This window comes from Streptomyces alanosinicus, assembly GCF_014650595.1.
GTDB lineage: Bacteria > Actinomycetota > Actinomycetes > Streptomycetales > Streptomycetaceae > Streptomyces > Streptomyces alanosinicus.
On sequence record NZ_BMVG01000001.1, the window covers coordinates 1,239,266 to 1,254,829 of the forward strand.

Genomic DNA, 15,564 nt, shown 5'->3' on the forward strand with positions numbered 1-15,564 from the left:
CGTATCGATTCCCGGTCCGGATTCCGGAGTGTGATCTCGCATGCTGGATGAATTCCGGCCGGATGGCGAGATCAGTAGGCCTCCACGACCTTGACCTCTTCCTCGGTGACCTCGCCCTCCACGATCCGGAACGAGCGGAACTGGAAATCGCCGAGGCCGTCGGTGTCGGCGGTGGACACGAGGACGTAGTGGGCGCCGGGCTCGTTGGCGTAGGAGATGTCGGTGCGGGAGGGGTGGGCCTCGGTCGCGGTGTGGGAGTGGTAGATGATCACCGGCTCCTCGTCGCGGTCGTCGAGCTCGCGGTAGAGCTTGAGCAGGTCCTGCGAGTCGAACTCGTAGAAGGTGGGCGAGCGGGCCGCGTTCAGCATCGGGATGAACCGTTCGGGCCGGCCGGCGACCACCGGGCCGGCGACCACGCCGCACGCCTCGTCGGGGTGGTCCTCGCGCGCATGGGCGACGATCTGGTCGTACAGGGCCTGGGTGATGGTCAGCATGACGGTCAGGATAAGCAGAGGGGCCGCCCCGTACCGAGGTGTGGTACAGGGCGGCCCACATGCTGGACGTCCTGAGCGGCGGCCGGCGAGAATGCCACGAGTACCCTCGCCGGCCGGACGTCCTTTCCGTTGGCCTTGCGGTGACCAGCCGGTCTTGCGGTGTCCAGCTGGTCCTACGGTGTTCAGCGCTTGCGGAAGGCCGCGGCCTCCGGGTTGCGGCGCCGGAGCACCCAGTAGGACACGCCGAGAATCGCGCCCCACAGCGGAGCACAGTACAGCGAGACCCGGGCGTCCTTGTCGATACCCATGAGCACGATCACCATGAAGATGAAGAGCAGCGCGAAGACGCTGGTGTACGGCGCGCCCGGCGCGCGGAACTCGCTCTGCGGCAGCTCGCCGCGGTTCGCCTTCGCCCGGTAGCGGATCTGGCAGACCAGGATGACGATCCAGGCCCACATGCCGGAGATGGTCGCGAAGGACACCACGTAGTCGAACGCCTTGCCCGGCCACTGGTAGTTGATCCAGACGCCGACCAGCATCAGCGCGGCGGAGAACGTGGTGCCGGCCAGCGGGGTGCCGCTGCGCGTCAGCTTGGTGAAGAACTTCGGGCCCTGGCTGTTGAGCGCCAGGTCGCGCAGCATGCGGCCGGTGGAGTACATGCCGGAGTTGCAGGAGGACAGCGCGGCCGTGAGGACGACGAAGTTCACGATGCCGGCGCCGGCGGCGAGGCCCATCTTCCGGAACGCGGCCACGAACGGGCTCACGCCGGGGTGGAAGTTGGTCCACGGCACGACCGAAAGGATCATGATCAGCGCGCCGACGTAGAAGACGGCGATGCGCCACGGCACCGTGTTGATCGCCTTCGGCAGCACCTTCTTGGGGTCCTTGGACTCGCCCGCGGTGACACCGACCAGCTCGACGGCGAGGAAGGCGAACATGACCATCTGCAGGGTCATCAACGTGCTGCCGACACCGTGCGGGAAGAAGCCGCCGTCGTTCCACAGGTGACTGACCGAGGCGGTCTTGCCGGCGTCGGAGAAGCCGATCGTGAGGATGCCGGCGCAGATCAGGATCATGCCGACGATCGCGGTGACCTTGACCATGGAGAACCAGAACTCCAGCTCACCGAAGAGCTTCACGGAGATCAGGTTGGCGGCGTACAGGACGAACGTGAAGATCAGCGCCGAGACCCACTGCGGGATGTCGAACCAGTACGTCATATAGGCGGCCGCGGCCGTGACCTCGGTGATGCCGGTGACCACCCAGAACAGCCAGTACGTCCAGCCGGTGACGAAGCCCGCGAAAGGACCGATGAACTCGCGCGCGTACTCGGAGAACGAACCCGACACGGGGCGGTACATCAGCAGCTCGCCGAGCGCCCGCATGATCAGGAAGATGACGACGCCGGCGATGGCGTACGCGAGGATCAGGCTGGGGCCCGCCTTGGAAATGCCCTTGCCCGCGCCGAGGAACAGGCCGGTGCCGATGGCACCGCCGATGGCGATCATCTGGATCTGCCGGGACCCGAGCCCGCGCTGATACCCCTCGCCGTCCTCGCTGTCCTCGGCCCGCGCGGCCTCATTGCCGTCGCGAAGCTGGTCGACCTGCGATGAGGTCATTGTGTGGTGCGCCTTTCTCCATGCCGACCCGGGCCTAGTCGTCGGCCTCGGATCGGGTTTCGATCCCCCCGGATGATGGAGTTGAGCGGGCTCGGGAAAGTCCGGGCGGCGTGGGAACGCGCTCGGGCTTCTCCGGGTCCGCTGAGCCTGGCCGACGGTCGTCGGCTCGGTGGCGCACCCGGCCGGACATGGGTGGTGTCCGCCCGGGCGATCGTGAAGATTTATCACGGTCGCAATATTGATCACACGGGCACGCTGTGGCGCATCACACAGGTAAAAGCGGACAGACGACGCTCGAATGCGACAAAACCGGCCATGACGGTGACGGGATCGTTATCCGGAATTGAGCGTCCGCTGAGCGAACACTCGTGCACCGTGCAAGCCGCGATCAGGACACGGTCAGGACATCAGCGTGGCGACCAGGGTCTCCTGGAGCCCGCCCAGCCACAGATAGGCCATCACCATCGGCTTGCGCGGGTCCTCGTCGGGGAGCCGGTAGAGCAGATCGGTGTCGTCCTCGTCGATGATCTCCAGCCGGGTGCCGATCGCGAGCCGCAGGTCATTGAGGGCACTGAGCCACTGCCGGGACTCCCCCGGCGTCAGTTTCAGCACCGCCCCGCCCTCGTCCACCGGGGCGAGCGCGTCCAGGGTGCGGATCACCACGAGCGCGTTCTCGCGCTTGCCGGCCCTGAGGTCGTTCTCGGTGTAGCGGCGGAACTCGGCGGAGTGGGCCAGCCGCTCCTCGGCGTCGGCGGGCGAGTCCGGGGCCTTCTCCGGGTCGCTGTAGGCGTCCGGGAAGAGCCTTCTGAGCACCGGATCGGCGGGCGGCTCGCTCGGCCCCTCCGCGAACAGCTCGGCGAGCGGGTCCTTCGGGGAATCGGCGCCGGGGCCGGGGCCGATCAGCTCCAGCAGCTGGACGGCGAGCGACCGGATGATGGAGATCTCGACGTCGTCGAGCGCGACGGCCGCGCCGCCGCCGGGGAGCGGTTCGAAGTGTCCGGGCATGGAATTGGGTTCGCTACTTCCGGTCCTGCTGCAGGGTGGCCCACAGACCGTAGCCGTGCATGGCCTGCACGTCGCGCTCCATCTCCTCGCGGGTTCCGCTGGAGACGACCGCCCGGCCCTTGTGGTGGACGTCGAGCATGAGCTTGGTGGCCTTGTCCTTGGTGTAGCCGAAGTACGTCTGGAAGACGTACGTCACATAGCTCATGAGGTTGACCGGGTCGTTGTGCACGATCGTGACCCAGGGGACGTCGGGTTCGGGTACGGCGAAGACCTCCTCCGCCGACTCGGTGCGTTCGATCTCTACGGGCGCGGGTGACGTCACAGTGCCCATGCTGCCACGCTCAGCGAAAATCGTCACACTGACGAAATGGAGGTACTATCCATTGCCATGAACACAGCGGACCTTGGGCTGCCGGTGGATGTTCCCTCGACGGCGCTCTTCACGGACCAGTACGAGCTGACGATGCTGCAGGCCGCGCTGAGGGGCGGTACGGCCGAGCGGCGGAGCGTGTTCGAGGTCTTCACCAGGCGGCTGCCGGACGGGCGCCGCTACGGCGTGGTGGCCGGCACCGGACGCGTCCTGGACGCGGTGGAGAACTTCCGCTTCGACGCGGGCGTCCTCGGCTTCCTGCGCGAGCGGGAGATCGTCGACGAGGAGACCCTGCGGTGGCTCGCCGACTACCGCTTCGGCGGGGACATCTGGGGCTACCCCGAGGGCGAGGTCTACTTCCCCGGCTCGCCGATCATGCGGGTCGAGGGCACCTTCGCCGAGTGCGTGCTGCTGGAGACCGTCATCCTCTCCATCCTCAACCACGACTCGGCGATCGCCGCGGCCGCCTCCCGTATGGCCTCCGCCGCGGGTGGGCGCCCGCTGATCGAGATGGGCGCCCGCCGCACCCACGAGCTGTCGGCGGTGGCCGCGGCCCGGGCGGCGTACGTCGGCGGCTTCGCGACCACCTCCGACCTGGCGGCCGGCTTCCGCTACGGCATCCCGACCGTCGGCACCTCGGCCCACGCCTTCACCCTGCTCCACGACCGCGAGCGGGACGCCTTCCAGGCCCAGGTCGACACCCTCGGCCGGGGCACCACCCTGCTCGTGGACACCTACGACGTCGCCCGCGCCGTCCGTACGGCCGTGGAGGTGGCCGGCCCCGAGCTGGGCGCGGTCCGTATCGACTCCGGTGACCTGCTGCTCGTCGCGCACCGGGTCCGCCAGCAGCTGGACGAGCTGGGCGCCACGAAGACGAAGATCGTGGTCACCTCCGACCTGGACGAGTACGCGATCGCCTCGCTCGCCGCCGCCCCGGTGGACGCGTACGGCGTCGGCACCCAGCTGGTCACCGGCTCCGGGCACCCGACCTGCTCCATGGTCTACAAGCTGGTCGCACGCGCCGGGTCCGGCGACCCGGAGGCAGCGCTGGTGCCGGTCGCGAAGAAGTCCAGCGGCGGCAAGACCTCCGTCGGCGGCCGCAAGTGGGCGGCACGCCGGCTGGACGAGGACGGGGTGGCGGAGGCCGAGGTCGTGGGCACCGGCGCGGTGCCGCCCCGGCTGGCGGACCGGCAGCTGCTGGTCGAACTGGTCAAGGGCGGGGACGTGGTGGCCCGCGAGACGCTGGACGTCCCGCGCGAGCGCCATATCGCCGCCCGCGCCAATCTCCCCCTCTCCGCGACCCAGCTCTCCCGAGGGGAACCCGTCATTCCGACGGAGTACGTCCAGGGGCGCCCGGGCAGCTAGGGCGTGTTGCGTCGGGCGGCAGGCGGGACTTTCGCAACACGCCCTGGAGAAGACCGTGGCGGTCTCCTTCGGACGCCCCCTCCCGTCCGGGCCCGGAAGTCTCTAGGCTCAGTTACTTAACCCATCAGTCGAAGGACACCCACCATGCGCCGCGCCTTGATCGTCGTAGATGTGCAGAACGACTTCTGCGAGGGGGGCAGCCTCGCGGTGTCCGGGGGCGCGGACGTGGCCGCCGCGATCACGGAGCTGATCGGCCAGGCCGGGGGCACCGGGTACCGCCATGTGGTGGCCACCCGGGACCACCACATCGCCCCCGGCGGCCACTTCGCCGACAACCCCGACTTCGTCCGCTCCTGGCCCGCGCACTGTGTCGCGGGCACGGAGGGCGTCGGCTTCCACCCGAACTTCGCCCCGGCCGTCGCCTCCGGCGCGATCGACGCGGTCTTCGACAAGGGCGCGTACTCGGCCGCCTACAGCGGCTTCGAGGGCGCCGACGAGAACGGCGTCCCGCTCGCCGAGTGGCTCCGCGCGCGCCACATCGACGAGGTCGACGTCGTGGGCATAGCCACCGACCACTGTGTGCGCGCCACCGCGCTGGACGCGGCGCGCGAGGGCTTCCGCACCCAGGTGCTGCTGGACCTCACGGCGGGCGTCGCCGAGGAGACCACCGAGCGGGCGCTGGAGGAGCTGCGCGCGGCGGGCGTGGAGCTCACCGGCAAGCCCGTCGTCTGACGCGTCCCCGAAGTCCTACACCACCGCGGACCTCCGCAGCAGTGCCCGGATCGGATGCCACAGCTCATTCACCATGACACCGTTGTCGGTCGGTGCCGTGCGCCATATCAGGCCGTCCGGGTGGTGCAGTACGGCCGTGATCTCGTCCGGTGTCGGAGGCGCGGCGTTCCCCCGGAGGTAGATCGCACGCAGTCCCAGGTTGCGGAGCCTGGTCAGGGCCCGGGCCCGGTTCTGGGCGTGCACCAGCACCCGCACGGCGGCGGAGTCGTAGGGCAGGTTCAGAGCCACTACGACCGTGCCGTTCGGCAGTCTGCAAAAGCCTCCTGCGGCCATGCCGTCACATCCCCGTTTCGGTCGGTGTCAATAAGCGGTCCACAGGACGCACCTAAACACGAGCGGCGGCAACCCGCCAAGGGGTTGCCGCCGATACGCGTCTGACCTGCGAAAACATGGATTACTTTACTGCTGGACCAACCTTGAGCAAGATCGTCGAGCCATTGGCGGCCTCCTTGACGATCGCGATCTTGGTGTTAGTGTCAGTGATCTTCACACCGCCGGTGGGGTTCGCCGGGTCGTAGTAGGTGCTGGTGTGGTCGTTGAAGACCGGCACCCCCTTCGACGCCTTGATCACCGTGGGGACGTCCGCCTTGTGCAGCGTGATGCCGTCCGTGCCGTACAGGCTGAACGGGGAGTCGTAGGCCTGCATGCGGTTGCGCAGCAGCGTGCCGTCGGACCACTTCAGCGCCTGCGGATGCGAGTCGACCGGCAGGATCAGACCGGAACCCGGGTGGCCGTTGGTGCTGTTGGTGTTGTTGTCCGCCTGGGAGGTGTCCCACTTCCAGATCAACAGGCCGTTCTGGTACGGGTAGTGCTCCACCCAGCCGGGGCGCTTGCCCGAACCGTAGTTGTACGGGCCCGTCCTGAGGGTCTTGTCGTAGGACACGTACTGCCGGTTCTCGGCGATGTAGTACTGCTTGTAGTCCTTGGTGAAGGACGCGCCGATGCGGGAGAAGCCGCTCACGGTCCAACCGGTGTCCTGCGTCTCGGCGTTGTCCGAGAAGACCGGCGCGCCGTCGGCGCTCACGCTGATCTCGTCGGCCGTGAAGCCGTTCCCGGCGACACCGCTGTCGGTGGCGTAGCGGAAGCGCAGGTCGATCTTCTTGCCCGCGTAGGCGTCGAGCGGGAACGACACTTTCTTGTGCGTCTGCGAGAAGCCGGTCAGGGCCGGCTTGCCGCTGCCGTCGCGCGGGATCGCCTGGCCGTCCGCCGTGCCGTCCAGGGCGGTCCAGTTGGCGCCGCCGTCGGTCGACACCTCGGTGTAGACGAAGTCGTAGCCGTCCTCGGTGGCCCACCAGCCGTCCAGGTCCAGCTTCGCCGAGGACTTGCCGGTGAGGTCCACGGACCGGGTCAGCGTGTTCTTCAGATCGTTGCCGCTGCCGCTCCACCACTGGGTGGCGCCCTGGGCCGGCTCGGTGATCGTGGTGGTGACCGCCTTGTCCGGCAGGTCGACCACGAGGGCCTGCTTGTCCCAGGTGTTGTACTCGGCGACGCCCAGCTTGTGCGTGGACTGCTTGCCGGCCTTGGCGGTGTCGTAGTTCAGCCAGCCCAGCTGCAGCTTGTCCCAGGCGTTCATGTCGCCGGGCAGGTTGCCGATGGACTCCCTGCCGGTGCCGAGCCAGGAGCCGGAGGACATCAGGGTCCAGAAGCCGGTGGAGTTGTCGCCGCCCGCGGTGTCGTACTCGTCGGGCAGGCCGAGGTCGTGGCCGTACTCGTGGGCGAAGACACCGAGGCCGCCGTTCTCCGGCTGGATGGTGTAGTCGCCGACCCAGACACCGGTGTCGCCGACCTGGGCGCCGCCGAGCTTGTTGTCCGCGGGGCCGGTGCTGCCCGAGTCGGTGCCGAAGGCGTACCAGCGGTGGGCCCAGATCGCGTCCTTGCCCTGGGCTCCGCCGCCCGCGGACTCGTCCTCACCGGCGTGCACGATCTGGAAGTGGTCGACGTAGCCGTCGGGCTCGTTGAAGTTGCCGTCGTGGTCGTAGTCGTAGCGGTCCCACTGGTCGTACCGGGCGAGGTCCTTCTTGATGTCGGCGTCGGTCTTGCCGGCCGCCTTCTGCTGGGCGACCCAGGCGTTCAGGCCGTCGCTGACCACGTTCCACACGCTCGGGCAGTTGGTCTGGCCGCAGGCGTTGTTGCCGTAACGGGCCTCGTTGTAGGGGACCTTGACCCAGTCGGAGACCTCGCCGGCGACCGAGTAGCGGCCCGAGGACTGCTTCTCGTAGTACTTCTTCAGCGACTCGGTCTTCTTGCCGGTGCCGAAGTAGAGGTCCTGGTAGTGCTTCTGGTTGTAGTCCTTCTGCCAGGCCGTGGAGTTGTCCTGCTTGCGGTCCGGCGCTGCGATCTTGTTGTGCAGCGGGCCGGCGGTGCCGCCGTACTTGGGGTCGGTCTTGTCCCCGAACTCCACCAGGATCGTGAAGATCTTGTCGGTCTTCTCGCGGCTCAGCTCGACGTACTTGCTCTTGCCCTTGCGGCTCTTCAGGGCCACGACCTTGGAGCCGTTCCGCTCCCGCGCCGTGGCCTTGCCCGATATGAGCTGGCTGAGCGCCTCCCGGCGCTGGGCCTCCTGGGTCTTGCTGAGCGGGCCGTCGAGATCGTGCGCCCGCTGCTTCACCGGAGCCGGGTCGTGCCGGTCGACAGCCGCGGGCCGGGCCTGAGTACTCGCCTCCGCGACGGCGAAGGTGGCGAACGTCGCGGAGGCCGCCGCGAGCGTCACCCCGATCGCGGCGGCTCTGAACGTCCAGGATCTGCTGGTCACTTGAGTTCCCCTCCCACGCTGCACGCAGATGTGCATGATCGAGCGCGTTTTTCAAGTGACGTAATTTGACTAGAGGTTTAAGAGAAAAGACAGACCTTGACTCGGCCACTTCCTGTGCACTATGCGGAGTTGGCGTCCGCTTTACGGATACCGTGCTTCCTGTGCGCCCCCCGTGCACCTGTACCGTGGGTTAGGTCACGCTTACCAGGGGTTCCGTTCGGGCATGCACGCGAAGAGAGTCGAATGGCACCCCCCATCCCGAAGACTTCCGAGGACACGATTGCCATGCCTCGTCCGACCGCCGCACAGCTCGTTTACGGTTCCTGCACCGTGATCTTCTCGACGCTCGCCATGCTGCTGCTGTCCCAGACGAGTTCCGGCCTCGGGATCACCGTCATCGTCCTCGCGGCCATGGCCCTGGGCCTGCTCGTGGCGATGACGGTGCCACTGCCACCGGCCGCCAAGGCCGAGGCAGCGTCCGGATCCGCCGAGCCCGCACCCCAGGAACAGCAGCAACCGGTGTCCACGCCGCTCTGAACGGCACACACGTGAACGGCGGGCCCGTGACCTGAGTACGGACCCGCCGTTTTCGTGTGTGCCGCCGCCGCTCAGCCGGTGGTGACCACCACCGTCTTGGCCGCCTTGTCGTGCAGGCCCTGTTTGTACGGCTTGTCGAAGTAGCTCCAGCCGCCGCAGATCAACGTCCAGATACAGGCGCAGCAGAAGGCGAACGGCACCCAGAGCACCAGGGAGCGGATCAGATTGGTCTGCACCGAGGGCGTGGCGCCGTTGTCGAGGTTCGCCACCCGCATGTTGAGCCACTTCTTGCCGAGGGTCTGGCCGTACTTGCTCATCATGAAGGTGTCGTACGCGATGTACAGCACGGCCGCGATGACGGACTGGCCCACGGACTTGCCGACCTCGACGTGATTGCCGTTGACGTTGTACTCGCGCACACCGAACGCCCAGGTGAGCAGCCAGACGACGATGCCGACGAGGATCATGTCGGCGATCCGCGCGAGCGTGCGCCGGCCGCTGTCGGCGAGCGGGGGCATACCGGCCAGCGGGTCGGCGGGGTAGCCGGGCCCGGCGCCGTAGGGGCCGCCGCCGTACGGCCCGCCGCCGTAGGGAGGAGGCTGGCCACCGCCGTAGGGGGGCGGTTGCTGTCCGCCGTAGGGGGGTGGCTGCTGTCCGCCCCACGGGGGTGGCTGCTGTCCGCCGGGGGGCGGTTGCGGACCTCCGCCGCCGGACGGTGGGGGCTGCTGGGCGCCGCCGTACGGGGTGTCGTACGGCGAGCCCGACCCCTGGTCCGACGGGGGCCGCTTCCTGAACGGATCGTCCTCGGGGGGCTGCTCTCCGGAGCCGGGGGGCGGTTCGCTGCTCATGGCCCGAGTGGACCCCGAACGCCCCGGCGCCGCACCCGGCGGGCGGCCGTACGGGGTACGGGCCGCCCGTCGGCCCTCGCTCAGCCTGTGCTCGGCCGGAACGGCTCAGCCGGCGACGAAGGTGTGCGCCGCCTTGTCGTGCCAGCACTGGTGCCAGGGCCGGTCGAACACACACCACAGCACGCCCAGGATCCCGATGCCCAGCAGGCCGGGCACGCTGTAGACCAGCCAGCGGCGCAGTGCCGCGCCCAGGGAGGGGGGCTCGTGCCCCTCGATGTCCCGCACCTCCAGACCCAGCAGCTTCTTGCCGAGGGTGCGGCCCCACCTGGCGGTGGGCAGCGCCTCGTACACGGCGCCGACGAGCAGCAGGACGGCGAGCACGATGCCGAGGCTGGTGGCGGTCGTGCCGTCGAGCAGCCAGACGGTGACCTCGCGGCCGGACAGCCTGGCCGCGTCGATCTTCTGCTGGACGTGGTCGACGGCCCTGGTGCCGATCGGTACAGCGGCGGCGGCCGTCACCGCGCCCACGGCCAGCGTGTCGATCAGCCGGGCGGCGAACCGCCTGCCGAGTCCCGCGGGACGGGCGGCGGCCTGGCGGCGCGCGGCCGCCTGGAACGGGTCCTCCACCACCGGCTTCCACGGCGCCACGGGCTGCTCGTCGGCGCCGCCGGCCAGCTGATGCACCTGCTGCGCCCAGGACGCCTGACCGCCACCGGGGCCGCTGGTCACCGGGGCGCCCGGGGTGCCGCCCTGGGCCGGCACCGAGGGCGCCACGGCCGAGCGCGCGGCCTGGGCGGGCAGCGCCGCCTGGGGCATGTGCGGTGTCTGGGCGGCCGCGGCGCGCGCGGCGGCCGCCTTTCCGGCACCGAAACCGGGGCCCTGGGACTGCGGCGCGGGGATCGAGGGGGCCGCGGCGGGGGGCGGGACGGGCGCGCCGACGGGGCCCTGCGGTCCGAAGCCGCCGGACGCACCGGACGCACCCGAAGCACCGGGAACACCGCCCGCACCGGCCGCACCGTGCGGCCCGAAACCGGATGCCGCCCCGGATTCCGCACCGGCGGGCTGCTGAGCGGCCGACGACGGTGTGCCGTAGCGCGGGTCCGGCGCGCCCGCGCCCGGCCGGCCCTGGCCCGGTACCGGACGGAAGGTCATCGTGCCCTCGTCCCTGACGGCGGCGGGCCCCGGGACCGGGCGGCGGAAGATGAACGTGCCGCTCGGGTCCGGTTCGCCGTCCTGCGCCGACGGCTCGGCCGCGGGGCCGGAGGGCCGGGCCCGGTCCTCCGCGGGCACTCTCGGGTCGACGCCCCAGCCGGTGGGTGCGCCGCCGTCCGCGGGGGCACCGAACCGTCCGGCGGGCCGGCCGGCGTCATCGCCGCGGTCCTGCCCGGCGGGCGTAGGCCCGGGGTCCTCGTCGAAGAAGTGCGGGCCCGTCTCCTCCACCGCGGGGGTCGCGGGGTGGACGCCGGGCGGCGGGGCGAGCGGTTCGCCGTCCTTCGGCGCCGGCCGGCTGGTGCCGGGCACCCAGGAGGCGCCGTTCCAGTACCGGACGTAGCCGGGGATGGACGGGTCCGGGTAGTAGCCCTCGCGGGGCCTGTCGTCACCAGGGGCCGGGGTTGGGGCGGTCATGGTCCGTCGTCCCGTATCTGCTCGGGGGTGTGAATAGGGGTCTCCACATCTATCAGACCCGGGCCCCCCGCAGCGCCAGTCCCGCAGGACCCACTCCTTTCCGGGCAACGCCGTACCCGGCTCTCACACGCTCGCACAAAAAATTTCTCCGAACCCGCGTAATGGCCCGGCCCCTGCCCGCTCTCCCCTGGTGCGGGACCGCCCCGATCGGCCCCGACCAGCGCAGACGAGGAAAGGAACGCAGGTCATGCAGCACACAGTGGTGGAACGCGAGCTGGAACTGAGGCTCATCCTGTCGCCGGAACGCGGTATCGCGGTGCCGGCCCGGCTGAGCTACCGCTCCGACGATCCGTACGCCGTCCACATCACCTTCCACATCAACTCCGAGTCCCCGGTCAACTGGACGTTCGCCCGCGAACTGCTGGTGGAAGGGGTGTTCCGGCCGTGCGGGCACGGGGACGTGCGGGTGTGGCCGACGAAGGTGGACGGGCGCAGCGTCGTACTGATGGCGCTCAGCTCGCCGGACGGCGACGCGCTGCTGGAGGCGCCGGTCCCACAGGTGTCGGCCTGGCTGGAGCGGACCCTGCGGGCGGTACCGCCGGGAACGGAGGGCGGGCAGCTGGGCATCGACGACGCCCTCGACCAGTTGCTGGCCCGGTGAGCGGGGGCGCGGACGCGGGCTCAGAGGACCTTGCCCGGGTTGAGGATGCCCAGGGGGTCGAAGGCCTGCTTCACGGCTCGCTGCATCTCGACCCCCACCGGGCCGATCTCCCGGGCCAGCCACTCCTTCTTCAGCACACCGACGCCGTGTTCACCGGTGATGGTGCCGCCCAGCTCCAGACCGAGGGCCATGATCTCGTCGAACGACTCCCGGGCCCGCCGCGACTCGTCGACGTCCTGGGCGTCGAAACAGACCGTGGGATGGGTGTTGCCGTCACCGGCGTGCGCGCAGACCCCGATGGTCAGGCCGTACGTGGCGGCGATCCGCTCGACGCCCGCCAGCATCTCGCCGAGCCGCGACCGGGGCACGCACACGTCGTCGATCATCGTCGTGCCCTTGACCGCCTCCAGCGCGGTCAGCGAGAGCCGCCGGGCCTTGAGGAGGAGTTCGGACTCGGCGGCGTCCTCGGCCGGGACGACCTCGGTGGCGCCGGCGGCCTCGCACAGGGCTCCGACGGCGGCGAGGTCGGCGGCCGGAGCCACGGTGTCGAAGGCGGCCAGCAGCAGCGCCTCGGTGGTCTCCGGCAGGCCCATGTGGGCGAGGTCGTTGACCGCCTTGACGGTCGTACGGTCCATCAGTTCGAGGAGGGAGGGGACGTGACCGCCCTCCATGATCCGGCAGACGGCGTCGCAGGCGGCCGCCGCGGAGGGGAACTCGGCGGCCAGCACCAGCTGTTGCGGCGGCTTCGGCCGAAGCGCGAGCACGGCCCGTACGACGATGCCGAGCGAGCCTTCGGAACCGACGAAGAGGCGGGTGAGGTCGTAGCCCGCCACGCCCTTCGCGGTGCGGCGGCCCGTCGACATCAGACGGCCGTCGGCGAGGACGACGTCCAGGCCGAGGACGTACTCGGCGGTCACGCCGTACTTGACGCAGCACAGACCGCCGGACGCCGTGCCGATGTTGCCGCCGATGGTGCACATCTCCCAGCTGGAGGGGTCCGGCGGGTAGTACAGGCCGTGTTCCCCGACCGCGTGGGAGAGGGTCGCGTTGATCACGCCCGGTTCGACCATGGCGATCCGGTCGACGGGGCTGATCTCCAGGATCCGGTCCATCTTGGTCAGCGACAGCACGATGCAGCCGTCGGTGGCGTTGGCCCCGCCGGACAGGCCGGTGCGGGCGCCCTGCGGGACCACCGGGACGCGCAGCTCGGTGGCGACGCGCATGACGTGCTGGACCTGCTCGACGGTGCGCGGCAGGACGACGACGGCCGGGGCACCGGCCGGGCAGAAGCTCGCCATGTCGTTGGCGTAGGAGGCGGTGACGTCGGGGTCGGTCAGGACGGCCTCGGCGGGCAGACCGGCCAGGAGCCGGCCGCTGAGATCGCCGGCTGCCGCAGCGCCTTCATCGGCCGCAGCGCCATCTTCGACGGGTGCTTCGATACGGCTCATGATCACAGCTTGGCACTCGCGGCCATCGGTGTGAACCCCGTCCATGACTGCCTTGGGCCGCCCGGATGGGCTCGTCGTGTTGACGCACAGTGTGCGCCCTGGACCACCGTGTGTGCCTACCGGGTACGTCCCCACCTGCGGATCAACCCGTACTTCTCCCCGCTGGGAGCTTCGGCGGCGCAGGCCGCGCTGCGGGAACTGGGCGACGTTTCCGGGGAACCGCCGCCCAGTGAGACCCGGTAGGCCTCGTAGGACTCGTCGGCCCTGTAGGCCCCGTAGGCGCCTACAGGTTGCCGCGCTTTTCCTGCTCGCGCTCGATCGCCTCGAACAGGGCCTTGAAGTTGCCCTTGCCGAAGCCCATGGAGCCGTGCCGTTCGATGATCTCGAAGAAGACGGTCGGACGGTCCTGGACCGGCTTGGTGAAGATCTGCAGCAGATAGCCGTCCTCGTCGCGGTCGGCGAGGATCTTCAGCTCGCGCAGGGTGTCGATGGGCACCCGGGTGTCGCCGACCCACTCTCCGAGGGTGTCGTAGTAGGAGTCGGGGGTGTCGAGGAACTCGACGCCGGCCGCGCGCATGGTGCGGACGGTCTGCACGATGTCGTTGGTGTTCAGCGCGATGTGCTGGACGCCCGCGCCGCCGTAGAACTCCAGGTACTCGTCGATCTGGGACTTCTTCTTGGCGATCGCGGGCTCGTTGATCGGGAACTTGACCTTCAGGGTGCCGTCCGCGACGACCTTCGACATCAGCGCGCTGTACTCGGTGGCGATGTCGTCGCCCACGAACTCCTTCATGTTCGTGAAGCCCATGACCTTGTTGTAGAAGGCCACCCACTCGTTCATCCTGCCGAGCTCGACGTTGCCGACGCAGTGGTCGACGGCCTGGAAGGTGCGCCGGGCGGGCGGCTCGACCATCGGCCGGGCGACGGCGAAGCCGGGCAGATAGGGGCCGTCGTAGCCGGAGCGGTCGACCAGGGTGTGCCGGGTCTCGCCGTACGTGGCGATGGCGGCGAGGACGACGGTGCCGTGCTCGTCCTTCAGCTCGTACGGCTCGGCGACCGAGCGGGCGCCGTGCTCGACGGCGTAGGCGTGGGCGGCACGGGCGTCCGGGACCTCGATGGCCAGGTCGATGACGCCGTCGCCGTGCTCGGCCACATGCCGGGCGAGGAAGCGGCCCCAGTCGGTGCTCGGCTTGATGACCGAGGTGAAGACGAACCGGGCGGAACCGTTCTCCAGCACATAGGAGGCGGTCTCGCGGCTGCCGTTCTCCGGTCCGGAGTAGGCGACCACCTGCATGCCGAAGGCGGTGGAGTAGTAGTGCGCCGCCTGCTTGGCGTTGCCCACGGCGAAGACGACCGCGTCCATTCCCTTGACCGGGAAGGGGTCGGCCCGCCGTGCGGTGTCGGGAGTGTGGTGTGTGGTCTGCGTCATAGCGGAAGGGTGACCCCGCTCTGCAAGGTGCGCAATAGTTCGCGTATTCACTGGGCAATATGCCTAGCAGTACGACCGAGTCGGCGGTCTTTCTGTACAGGATGACCATCCTGGGGGTGCCATGGCGATCGATCATCTGGACGGGCGCATCATCGTGCTCCTGGCCCGGGAGCCACGCATCGGCGTGCTGGAGATGTCCCGGCGGCTGGGGGTCGCGCGGGGCACGGTGCAGGCCCGGCTGGACCGGCTTCAGTCGAATGGAGTCATCCGCGGATTCGGTCCGCAGGTGGACCCGGCGGCCCTCGGATATCCGGTGACGGCCTTCGCGACGCTGCAGATCCGGCAGGGCCAAGGGCCGGACGTCCGGGCGCACTTGGCGACCGTGCCGGAGGTGCTGGAGCTGCTGACCACCACCGGCAGCGGAGACATGCTGTGCCGGCTGGTGGCCCGCTCGAACGCCGATCTTCAACGGGTGATCGACCGGGTCGTCGGCTTTGATGGCATCGTCCGGGCCTCCACGACGATCGTCATGGAGAACCCCGTTCCGCTGCGGATCATCCCCCTGGTGGAACAGGCCGCCCGGGAGGCGAAAGGGACGCGGCCCGATCCGAGGTGAGT

Annotated in this window: 15 protein-coding genes; 5 read left to right on the plus strand and 10 right to left on the minus strand. The window is 69.6% G+C overall.

From position 1 onward, the window contains the following. Positions 1-71: 71 nt before the first annotated feature. The 4 genes from IE277_RS05655 to clpS all read right to left on the minus strand — a co-directional run bounded on the left by IE277_RS05655 (position 72) and on the right by clpS (position 3,449). Positions 72-494, minus strand: coding sequence for a M67 family metallopeptidase (locus tag IE277_RS05655; RefSeq protein ID WP_189948980.1), 423 nt, complete (start codon positions 492-494; stop codon positions 72-74). Between the two features lie 182 nt (positions 495-676). Further along, positions 677-2,113 carry an amino acid permease gene (locus IE277_RS05660; protein ID WP_189948981.1) on the minus strand — a complete coding sequence of 479 codons (1,437 nt, stop codon included), beginning with the start codon at positions 2,111-2,113 and terminating at the stop codon, positions 677-679. Positions 2,114-2,512: 399 nt separating this feature from the next. After that, entirely contained in the window at positions 2,513-3,118 is a 606-nt protein-coding gene (locus IE277_RS05665; protein WP_189948982.1) for a DUF2017 domain-containing protein, read from the minus strand. A 13-nt stretch (positions 3,119-3,131) separates the two neighbouring features. Next, entirely contained in the window at positions 3,132-3,449 is a 318-nt protein-coding gene (gene clpS, locus IE277_RS05670; protein ID WP_189948983.1) for an ATP-dependent Clp protease adapter ClpS, read from the minus strand. 57 nt (positions 3,450-3,506) lie between these two features. Between clpS and IE277_RS05675 the strand changes: the two genes are divergently transcribed. Both IE277_RS05675 and IE277_RS05680 read left to right on the plus strand, forming a co-directional pair. Further along, entirely contained in the window at positions 3,507-4,853 is a 1,347-nt protein-coding gene (locus tag IE277_RS05675; protein ID WP_189948985.1) for a nicotinate phosphoribosyltransferase, read from the plus strand. Positions 4,854-4,997: 144 nt separating this feature from the next. Then, a complete protein-coding gene (locus IE277_RS05680; RefSeq protein ID WP_189948987.1) occupies positions 4,998-5,585 on the plus strand; it encodes a nicotinamidase in 588 nt (195 codons plus the stop codon). 15 nt (positions 5,586-5,600) lie between these two features. Here IE277_RS05680 and IE277_RS05685 read toward each other — a convergent pair whose 3' ends face one another. Beyond that, entirely contained in the window at positions 5,601-5,918 is a 318-nt protein-coding gene (locus tag IE277_RS05685) for a hypothetical protein (protein ID WP_189948989.1), read from the minus strand. Positions 5,919-6,039: 121 nt separating this feature from the next. Continuing rightward, complete coding sequence (locus IE277_RS05690; protein WP_189948991.1) at positions 6,040-8,397, minus strand: immune inhibitor A domain-containing protein; 2,358 nt, start codon at positions 8,395-8,397, stop codon at positions 6,040-6,042. Between the two features lie 285 nt (positions 8,398-8,682). Here IE277_RS05690 and IE277_RS05695 point away from each other — a divergent pair, with 285 nt between their 5' ends. Continuing rightward, positions 8,683-8,934, plus strand: coding sequence for a hypothetical protein (locus IE277_RS05695; protein WP_189948994.1), 252 nt, complete (start codon positions 8,683-8,685; stop codon positions 8,932-8,934). A gap of 71 nt (positions 8,935-9,005) precedes the next feature. Here IE277_RS05695 and IE277_RS05700 read toward each other — a convergent pair whose 3' ends face one another. Further along, entirely contained in the window at positions 9,006-9,782 is a 777-nt protein-coding gene (locus tag IE277_RS05700) for an RDD family protein (RefSeq protein WP_189948996.1), read from the minus strand. Between the two features lie 105 nt (positions 9,783-9,887). After that, the gene (locus tag IE277_RS05705) at positions 9,888-11,408 is read right to left on the minus strand and encodes an RDD family protein (protein WP_189948998.1); all 1,521 of its coding nucleotides are present in this window, start codon (positions 11,406-11,408) and stop codon (positions 9,888-9,890) included. A gap of 247 nt (positions 11,409-11,655) precedes the next feature. Here IE277_RS05705 and IE277_RS05710 point away from each other — a divergent pair, with 247 nt between their 5' ends. Then, complete coding sequence (locus IE277_RS05710) at positions 11,656-12,069, plus strand: SsgA family sporulation/cell division regulator (protein WP_189949000.1); 414 nt, start codon at positions 11,656-11,658, stop codon at positions 12,067-12,069. Positions 12,070-12,089: 20 nt separating this feature from the next. Here IE277_RS05710 and IE277_RS05715 read toward each other — a convergent pair whose 3' ends face one another. Both IE277_RS05715 and hppD read right to left on the minus strand, forming a co-directional pair. Beyond that, positions 12,090-13,523, minus strand: a complete 1,434-nt coding sequence (locus IE277_RS05715) for an FAD-binding oxidoreductase (RefSeq protein WP_373310724.1) — start codon at positions 13,521-13,523, stop codon at positions 12,090-12,092. 277 nt (positions 13,524-13,800) lie between these two features. Continuing rightward, the gene (gene hppD / locus IE277_RS05720) at positions 13,801-14,946 is read right to left on the minus strand and encodes a 4-hydroxyphenylpyruvate dioxygenase (RefSeq protein ID WP_189949002.1); all 1,146 of its coding nucleotides are present in this window, start codon (positions 14,944-14,946) and stop codon (positions 13,801-13,803) included. Positions 14,947-15,067: 121 nt separating this feature from the next. Here hppD and IE277_RS05725 point away from each other — a divergent pair, with 121 nt between their 5' ends. After that, entirely contained in the window at positions 15,068-15,562 is a 495-nt protein-coding gene (locus tag IE277_RS05725; protein WP_189949003.1) for an Lrp/AsnC family transcriptional regulator, read from the plus strand. The last annotated feature ends 2 nt before the right edge of the window (positions 15,563-15,564 follow it).